The organism is Stenotrophomonas sp. BR163 (genome assembly GCF_047520985.2).
Classification (GTDB): domain Bacteria; phylum Pseudomonadota; class Gammaproteobacteria; order Xanthomonadales; family Xanthomonadaceae; genus Stenotrophomonas; species Stenotrophomonas sepilia.
In genome coordinates, this window is the sequence record NZ_JAXBRE020000031.1 from 32,471 (window position 1) to 40,831 (window position 8,361).

At 66.3% G+C, this 8,361-nt stretch carries 5 protein-coding genes; 4 read left to right on the forward strand and 1 reads right to left on the reverse strand.

The window, feature by feature from the left end:
- Window positions 1-64: 64 nt before the first annotated feature.
- Window positions 65-2,500, reverse strand: a complete 2,436-nt coding sequence (locus ACM0PY_RS18490) for a TonB-dependent receptor plug domain-containing protein (protein WP_414609403.1) — start codon at window positions 2,498-2,500, stop codon at window positions 65-67.
- A 214-nt stretch (window positions 2,501-2,714) separates the two neighbouring features.
- On the opposite strand from ACM0PY_RS18490, the gene ACM0PY_RS18495 reads away from it, so the two are divergent.
- From ACM0PY_RS18495 to ACM0PY_RS18510, 4 genes are all read left to right on the forward strand, one after another.
- On the forward strand, window positions 2,715-3,194 hold the full coding sequence (locus ACM0PY_RS18495; protein ID WP_134972220.1) for a DUF3574 domain-containing protein: 480 nt from the start codon (window positions 2,715-2,717) through the stop codon (window positions 3,192-3,194).
- Window positions 3,195-3,230: 36 nt separating this feature from the next.
- Window positions 3,231-4,085, forward strand: coding sequence for an SH3 domain-containing protein (locus ACM0PY_RS18500; protein WP_134972219.1), 855 nt, complete (start codon window positions 3,231-3,233; stop codon window positions 4,083-4,085).
- A 127-nt stretch (window positions 4,086-4,212) separates the two neighbouring features.
- On the forward strand, window positions 4,213-5,931 hold the full coding sequence (locus ACM0PY_RS18505; RefSeq protein WP_134972218.1) for a thiamine pyrophosphate-dependent enzyme: 1,719 nt from the start codon (window positions 4,213-4,215) through the stop codon (window positions 5,929-5,931).
- Window positions 5,932-6,619: 688 nt separating this feature from the next.
- Window positions 6,620-8,224 carry a SulP family inorganic anion transporter gene (locus ACM0PY_RS18510; protein ID WP_088497235.1) on the forward strand — a complete coding sequence of 535 codons (1,605 nt, stop codon included), beginning with the start codon at window positions 6,620-6,622 and terminating at the stop codon, window positions 8,222-8,224.
- The last annotated feature ends 137 nt before the right edge of the window (window positions 8,225-8,361 follow it).

Here is an 8,361-nt window from a genome sequence, read left to right on the forward strand (position 1 = left end):
CATTGAACCCAGGCAGTGCGGACCAACGGTCCGCACCCACCCAAGGCAATTACACCCAGAGCAATCAGAAGGTATAGCGGACGCGGCCGTAGTAGTACGCGCCATTGCTGCCGATCGGCGACAGCACGTCGTAGGGCAGGTTGCCGAAGTAGTGGATATCGCTGTTGGATCGATCCGGGTAGTTGTCGGTCAGGTTCTGCCCGCCGATGGCCACGCTCCACTGCGGGGTGATGCGGTATTCGACTTCCGCATCCAGCTGCCACTCGGCCTGGTAGGTCTGGCGCGGGATGTAGCCGTCTCCGAAGTTGAACACACGGGTGGCGCTGCCATAACGGTTCACGCGGGTGCTCAGCGACCAGTGGTCGTTGCTCCATGCGGCCGAGAAACTGCCACGTGTACGCGGTGTGGCATCGGTCAGCGTGTTGGTCTCTTCAATTCCGAACAGCACATAATCCGGGTCCAGCGCCTGCAGCTGGGCCGGCGTGGCCAGCACGTTCTTCAGCGTGGTCTTGGTATATGCATAGGTGCCGGTCAGCAGCAGCTGGCCATCGCCCAGCGACTGGCGCCAGTTGCTCACCAGCTCGGCGCCACGGGTGCGGGTGTCGGCGGCGTTGACGAAGAAGCTGGCACTCTGCAGGCCGCTGACGCCGTAGTTGGCGGCCACGTAGTCGGTCAGTGCATCGCCGGTGATGCTCTCCGACAGTGCAATGCGGTCATCGATGTCGATCTGGAAGAAGTCCAGCGACAGGTCGAAATGCTCGCCGATGCGGCTGGTGAAACCGAGCGAGGTGTTCAGCGATTTCTCTGGCTTCAGGTTCTGTGCCCCCAGGCCGCGTGCGATCAGATTGTTGACTGACAGCAGGCGGCCCTGCACCAGCTGGCCACCTGCGTTGTAGCCGGTGGAGGTGGACTCGTAGCCGATCTGTGCCAGCGACGGCGCGCGGAAGTTGTTGGAGATCGCGCCGCGCAGCGCGAACGCCGGGGTGAACTCATAGCGCAGGCCGAGCTTGCCGGTCAGTTCACCGCCGAAGTCGTTGTTGTGCTCGTAGCGCGCGGCCAGGTCGGTGGAGAACTTCTCGCCGAACTGGCTGGACAGGCTGGCATAAGCGCTGGCCACATCGCGCGACAGGCGCGCCGCATCCTGCGGGGTCAGGCCACCACCGGCCTGCGAACCGGTCGGGCGGTCGGTGTACGGGCCGGCCGCATAGCTGGCCGGGTCACCGGGACGGGTCTGGTAGCGCTCGTGGCGTGCTTCCACGCCCAGGCCCAGGGTGTGGCTGATGCTGTCGTTCTGGGTGAACACGCGGCTCAGATCTAGGTTGCCCACGGTCTGCGCATATTCGTAATCGGCGGTCTTGAAGCGGGTCGGGCTGGTCGGGCCCAGCGAGGCGTTGAGCGAATCACGCAGGCGATAGGTGAAGTCATTCTGGCCGTAGTCCAGGCTGCCGTCGTAGCTCCATTCGCTCCACTGCCCGCGCACGCCGGCCACGGCCTGCACGTCGCGGTTCTCACCTTCGGAGATCGGCCGGTAGCCATTCGGATAGACCTGCTTCCAGTTGGCATCGTCATCGGGATAGCGGAAGTAGTTGGCGCCTTCGGTGTCACGCTGGTTGAAGGTACCGAACGCGTAGAACGTCGAGGTCTGGCCCACCGGAATCTCGGTATTCAGCCACAGGTTGATGTCCTTGCTCTTGCCATCACCCAGGACATAGTTGCGCTTGCCCTGCAGTGCCAGGTTGCCCGGGGTCTGGTCCCACGGCGGAATCTGGTCGAAGCCGGCGCGGTTGGTGCCGTTGCGGTGCTTGTATTCCAGGCCGACGCGCAGGAAGCCACCGTCTTCGCCCAGCGAGGTGCCGACCTTGGCGCTGATGTTGCCGGTCTGGCCATCGGTGAGGGTGCGGCCGATCGGCTTGAGGTCGGTGTGGTTGGCACCGTAGCTGGCCTCGATCTCGCCACCGTCGCCGCCGTTGTCGAGGATCACGTTGATCACACCGGCCACCGCATCCGAGCCGTACAGCGCGCCGGCACCATCGCGCAGCACTTCAATGCGCTTGATCGCGCTGACCGGAATCGAATTGAAATCGACCGGGGTGGTGCCCTTGCCGATCTTGCTGTCGGTGTTGACCAGCGCAGTGTGGTGGCGGCGCTTGCCGTTGACCAGCACCAGCACCTGGTCCGGTGACAGGCCACGAAGCTGCGCGGCGCGCACATGGTCGGCGCCACCGGAGTTGGACTGGCGCGGGAAGTTGAACGACGGCAGCAGCGCCTGCAGCGCACTGCCCAGCTCGCCGTTGACCACGCCGGCCTTGCGGATGTCCTCGGCGGTGAGCACGTCCACCGGCGAGGTGGATTCGAGCACGGTGCGGTCGGCGGCACGGGTGCCGGTGACGATCACCGTGTCCAGGTTGGTGGCGTCCTGGGCCAGGGCCGGGACGGCGGCGGAGGAAAGCGAGAGGGCGATGGCGAGGCCGAGCAGCGACGCGGGCAGGCGGGCGGACATGGGGGCTCCAGCAACAACGACGACGGGGAAGGGGGGAGATAGTTTCACTTACATCCATCCGGATGAAGCGATATATTATCTTCGCGTGATGACCGCTGGCGATGCAAGCCCCTGCCGATCCGGCAGGAGCTGATGCCCGGTTGGCATCAGCACGCCGGGCCGGTGGCGCTGTACGCTGCCGGCTCGCCTTGTCCCCTTCCCCGGAGCTGTACCGATGAAACACCTTGGCCTCGTCTTCGCCGTGCTGCTGGCCACCAGCGGCTGTGCCAGCCTCTCTTCGCAGGCGCCCAGCGCCTATGCGGCCACCACCGCCGAACTGAAGGGCGATGCCGCACGCCCGTCCGCCGGCCATGGCTGGGTGCGCAGTGAGCTGTACTTCGGCGTGGGCGAGGAGCAGGGTGCCGGCAACCGCCCGCAGGCCGACACCATCAGCGACGCGCAGTGGCGCACGTTCCTGGACAAGGAAGTGACCCCGCGCTTCCCGGATGGGCTGACCGTGTTCGATGCCTACGGCCAGTGGCTGTTCCGCGGCGATGCCGCGCCCAACCGCCTGCGCACCAAGGTGCTGGTGGTGCTGCATGAGGACACCCCGCAGCGCCGCGCCGATATCGAAGCGATCCGCCTGGCGTGGAAGCAGCAGACCAGGCATCAGTCGGTGCTGTGGTCGCGGCAGCCGGTCGAGGTATCGTTCTGAGTTGAAGGTGCCGCCGCGGTGCCGCAGGGAGCAATGATGAACTACAGGGAATGCCTGCTGGGCCTGGTGTTGGCCGGCGCGCTGGCACCGACGGCGCAGGCGGAGGACGAGGGCGAAACGCTACGCTTCCAGGTGGCCGCGCATGTGCAGGCGCACGCCGATCCCCAGCAGGACGGAAGCATCGTGGTGCAGCTGTCACCGTCGGGCAAGCGGCAGACGCTGGCCGGCGCGGCGGATGCCGACGGCCATTCGCGCTGGTCGCTCGAAGATGTCGATTTCGATGGTTACCCGGAGCTGGTTGCACGCGCCCCGGTCGGCATGGTCAACGAAGCGGTGGCGGTGTACCGGTTCGATCCCGCCAGTGCCGGGTTCCGCGCGCTGCGGGCTGCAACCCACGGCAGGGAGAGCTGCGGCGAGCTGATGGGCCTGATGGTCGACCACCCCAGCCGCACCCTGACCAGCAGCTGCCGCAGCGGCCCGATGTGGTACACCGACCAGTACCGGTTTGCAGGCGCGACACTCTATCTGTACCGCGCCGAGCGCGTGCTGATGCTGGGCGATACGGTAAACGCCGCGCTGCAGTGGGAGCAAACCGACGAGCAGGGTCCGCTGGCCGTCTGGCGCACCTATGATCCCGCCGGCCGTGTGTTGGAGAGTGCCATTGCCGATGGCCTGGGCGCACCGCCGGATGGACCGTTGCGCGGCCAGCAGGCCACCGTGGCATCCGCGCGGCTGTTCCTGTTCGACCGGCCTGGTGCGTCCAGCACCAAGCGTTACCTGGTGCAGGGCGATCGGGTGGAACTGCTGGATGAACAGAACGGCTGGGTGAAGCTGCGCTATCGCAGCCCGAAGCACGGCGACGTGCTGGGCTGGATCAACGTCAACGACTAGAAAGGGGACGGAGGGAATTAAGTCGTTTGTGGCACAAGCGACTTAAATCCCTCCGTCCCCTTTTTTTGCGGAGGCATCACTTCATCAGGTCTAGCCTCGGACGTTCCCCCCTTCGAGGATGTATCCGATGAGCAAGCGCGTGGCCGAAATCGTGGTGGACGCCCTGCAGCAGGCCGGTGTCCGCCGTTGCTACGGCATCGTGGGCGATACGCTCAACCATGTGACCGATGCGATGCATGGCAGCGAGATCGCCTGGGTGCACGTGCGCCATGAAGAAGTGGCGGCGTTCGCTGCCGGCGCCGATTCGCTGGTGAGCGGCGAACTGACCGCCTGTGCGGGCTCCTGTGGTCCCGGTGGCCTGCACTTCATCAACGGCGTGTTCGAGAGCAACCGCAACCGTGCGCCGATGGTGCTGATCGCCAGCCAGGTGGTGACCAGCGAGCTGGGCATGGAATTCCCGCAGGAAGTGGATTTCAAGTCGGTCTATGGCAGCTGCACGGTGTTCTGCGAGCAGGTGCACAGCCCGGAGCAGGCGCGACGCGTGGTGGCCCTGGCCTGCCAGGCCGCGATCAGCCGCCGTGGCGTGGCGGTGGTGATCCTGCCGGCCGATATCAGCCAGGCCGAGGTGAAGCACGATGTGCCGTTCTCGGTGCATTACACCCAGCCGGTACTGCGCCCCTCCGACGCCGAACTGCAGCGCATCGCTGAGTTGCTGGGGCAGGGCAAGCGCATCGGCATCTACGCCGGTGCCGGTTGCCAGGGCGCGCACGCGCAGCTGCTGGAGCTGGCCCGGCGCTTGCAGGCCCCGATCGCGCATACCTCGCGCGCGAAGGATTTCGTCGAGCCGGACAACCCGTACAACATGGGCATGACCGGCATCTTCGGCATCGAATCCGGTTTCCACACGCTGATGGCGTGCGACACGCTGCTGCTGCTCGGCGCCGACTTCGCCTGGGGCCAGTTCTACCCGGACAAGGCCACCATCATCCAGGTCGACCGCGATGGCAGCCACCTTGGCCGCCGCCACCCGGTGAACCTCGGCGTGGTCGGCGGTATCGCACCGACGCTGGATGCATTGCTGCCAATGCTGCCGCCGCGCGAGGACGGCAGTTTCCTGGACGAGTGCATCGAGCATCGCGACAAGGCGCTGAAGAAGCGCGAACAGGAAGAGCAGCCGGGCGAAGGCGAATTGATCCATCCGCAGCACCTGACCGCGCTGCTCTCGAAGCACGCCACCGAGGATGCACTGTTCACCGCCGACGGCGGCTCGCCGATGGTGTGGGTGCTGCGCCATATCCGCGTGAACGGCCGCCGCCGCACGCTGACCAGCCTGCTGCACGGAACGATGGCCAACGCGATGCCGCAGGCGCTGGGGCTGCAGAAGGCCTTCCCCGGCCGGCAGGTGATCTCGCTGTCCGGCGATGGTGGCCTGGCGATGCTGCTGGGTGATCTGTTGACGGCGGTGCAGGAGAACCTGCCGATCAAGGTGGTGGTGTTCAACAATGGTTCGCTGAACTTCGTCGAGCTGGAGCAGAAGGTGGAAGGCCTTCTGGACAACTACACCGACCTGAAGAACCCGGACTTCGGCCGCCTGGCCGAGGTGATCGGCTTCCATGGCCGCACGGTCACCCGTAGCGAGGATCTGGAGGAAGCGGTGCAGGATTTCCTGTCACAGCGCGGCCCGGCATTGCTGGACGTGCACACCAGCCGCGCCGAGCTGGTGATGCCACCGCAGATCGAGGCCAAGCAGGTCGCCGGTACTGCGCTGTATGCGGCCAAGGCGGTGTTGAACGGTCGCTTCGATGACGTGAAGCATCTGCTGGTGGACAACTTCCTGAAGAAGTAGGGGGGGGCGATGCAGGGCTGCGCCCTGCACCCGCCGAAACCACGGCAACCGCCGAAGCAAGGTCAAAAGCAGGTTTGCCGTGAGTAGGCGGGGTGGGTCCGGTTGTGGGGGACGCTGCAAGTACGTCCATGTAAGCTCGATCGCGCCATCCATGGCGCTCACGCCCCCGCAACCGGACCCACCCCGCCTTCGACAGTCTTCCGCTGCTGTTGGTAGGCGTCGACCTTGGTCGACACGGTAGATCCACGCCATGCGTGGATGAACGAAAGAATGATCGGAATGATCTTCTGTAGAGCCGAGCCATGCTCGGCTCGGAGGTTTCGCGTACAGCAGCCGGGCATGGGCTCGGCGCTACAACGAGAGCCTGCCTTTGCCTTTGATCTTTTGATTCTCTTCCGTGGCTGGCACGCGCAGGAAACTGTGGGAGGCCGGTCGGGATGGGCTGCGCAGGACCGTTGGCGCCATGGATGGCGCCATCGAGCCCCCACGGACGGGTTTACGGCGTGTCCTGCGCAGCCCATCCCGACCGGCCCAACTCGCAATGCCAGTCGACTAACAGTCGACTCTACCCGCGCCCAGCCATGAGGGGCCCCGCCGTTGGCTGGAACCCATCATTCCACCGCGGAATTGGCGCCCAGGCCCCGCTGGGCCTACCATCGGCGCTCCCCACCCCCCCACCGCCCCTTCCATGTCCGCTCCCGCTTCCGCCGCACCGCGTCGCTGGTTCGTCGCCGGCGACTTCAACGGCTTCTTCGGCCTGGTCGTCGACAACCTCTCCATCCTCGGCTTCATCGCCATGGCCCTGGTCGGGATCTTCCAGTTCCCCGCCGACGTGGTGTTCGGCCGCATGTTCCCCGGCACGGCCTTCGGCGTGCTGATAGGCAATCTGCTGTACACCCTGATGGCACGCCGGCTGGCCGCGCGCAGCGGCCGTGACGACGTCACCGCCATGCCGCTCGGCCTGGATGCCCCCACCAGCATCGGCATGGCCCTGCTGGTGCTTGGCCCGGCCTTCATCGCGTTCAAGCAGCAGGGCATGGACCCGCACGCGGCGGGCATCGCCACCTGGCAGCTGGGCATGGCGGCGCTGGTCATCATGGGCGTGCTCAAGTTCGTGCTGTCGTTCTTCGGTGAAGCAGTCACCCGTGCGCTGCCGCGTGCCGCGCTGCTGGGTTCCATCGCCGGCATCGCGCTGGTGCTGATGGGCCTGCTGCCGCTGCTGGAAACGCTGCGCTCGCCGCTGGTCGGCTTCACCACGCTGGGCCTGCTGCTGTATGTGCTGATCGCCAAGGGCAAGCTGCCGGTGCGTGGCCCGGGCGTGCTGCTGGCCTTCGTGTTCGGCACCGTGCTGTATTACGGCCTGGGCCTGGCCGGGCTGGGTGCGCCGGGATTCCATGTGCCGGAGTGGGTGCCGCCGCAGGTGGTGCTGCCGCTGCCGACGCTGGGCTTCCTCGACGGCCTGCCCACTGCGATGACCTACCTGCCGCTGCTGCTGCCGTTCGGCCTGCTGATGGTGGTAGGCGGCATCAATGTGTCTGAAAGCGCGCGTGCGGCCGGCGATGACTACCGCACCCGCGACATCCTGCTGGTGGAAGCGGTGGCTACGCTGGTGGCAGGCGTCTGTGGCGGCGTCGCGCAGACCACGCCGTACATCGGCCAGCCGGCGTACAAGCACATGGGCGCGCGCAGCGGCTATACGCTGCTGACCGGCCTGTTCGTCGGCATCGGCGGCATGCTCGGCATCATCTCCGGGCTGGTGCAGTGGCTGCCGCTGGCGGTGCTGGCACCGATCATCGTGTACGTGGCCATCGACATCACCACCCAGGCCTTCCAGGCCACGCCGCGCCACCATACCGGCGCGATGGTGTTCGGTTTCCTGCCTTCGGTGGCCTACCTGCTGGCGATCAAGGCACCCGGCTGGATCGCACCGGATCAGCTGCCCCAGCTGCTGACCAAGCTCGACGGCCACGGCCTGCCGGAGCTGGCGGTGATCTTCACCCTCGGCAACGGCTTCATCATCACCTCGATGCTGTGGATTTCGGCGGTGGCGGCGATGGTCGATGGCCGCCTGCGCCGTGCCTGCGGCTTCCTGCTGGTGGCGGCGGTACTGACCCTGTTCGGGCTGATCCACTCGGTGGATCCGCGCGGCGGCATCTACCTGCCGTGGGACCTGGAAGGATTGGCGCGCATCATCAGTTTGCAGTTTGCCGGCGCCTACGTGGCCTTGGCGCTGCTGCTGGGCCTGCTGTCGCTGCAGAAGCAGCCGGTGAAGCCGCTGGGTGGGAACAGCTGATCCCACGGTAGTGCCGGCCGTTGGCCGGCATGCTCATGGGTATCCAAGGGCCGGCGCATTGCCGGCCCTTCTGCTTCTGCCGCCTTGTAGAGCCGAGCCTGCGCTCGGCTGCGCTGAGCCGAGCATGGCTCGGCTCT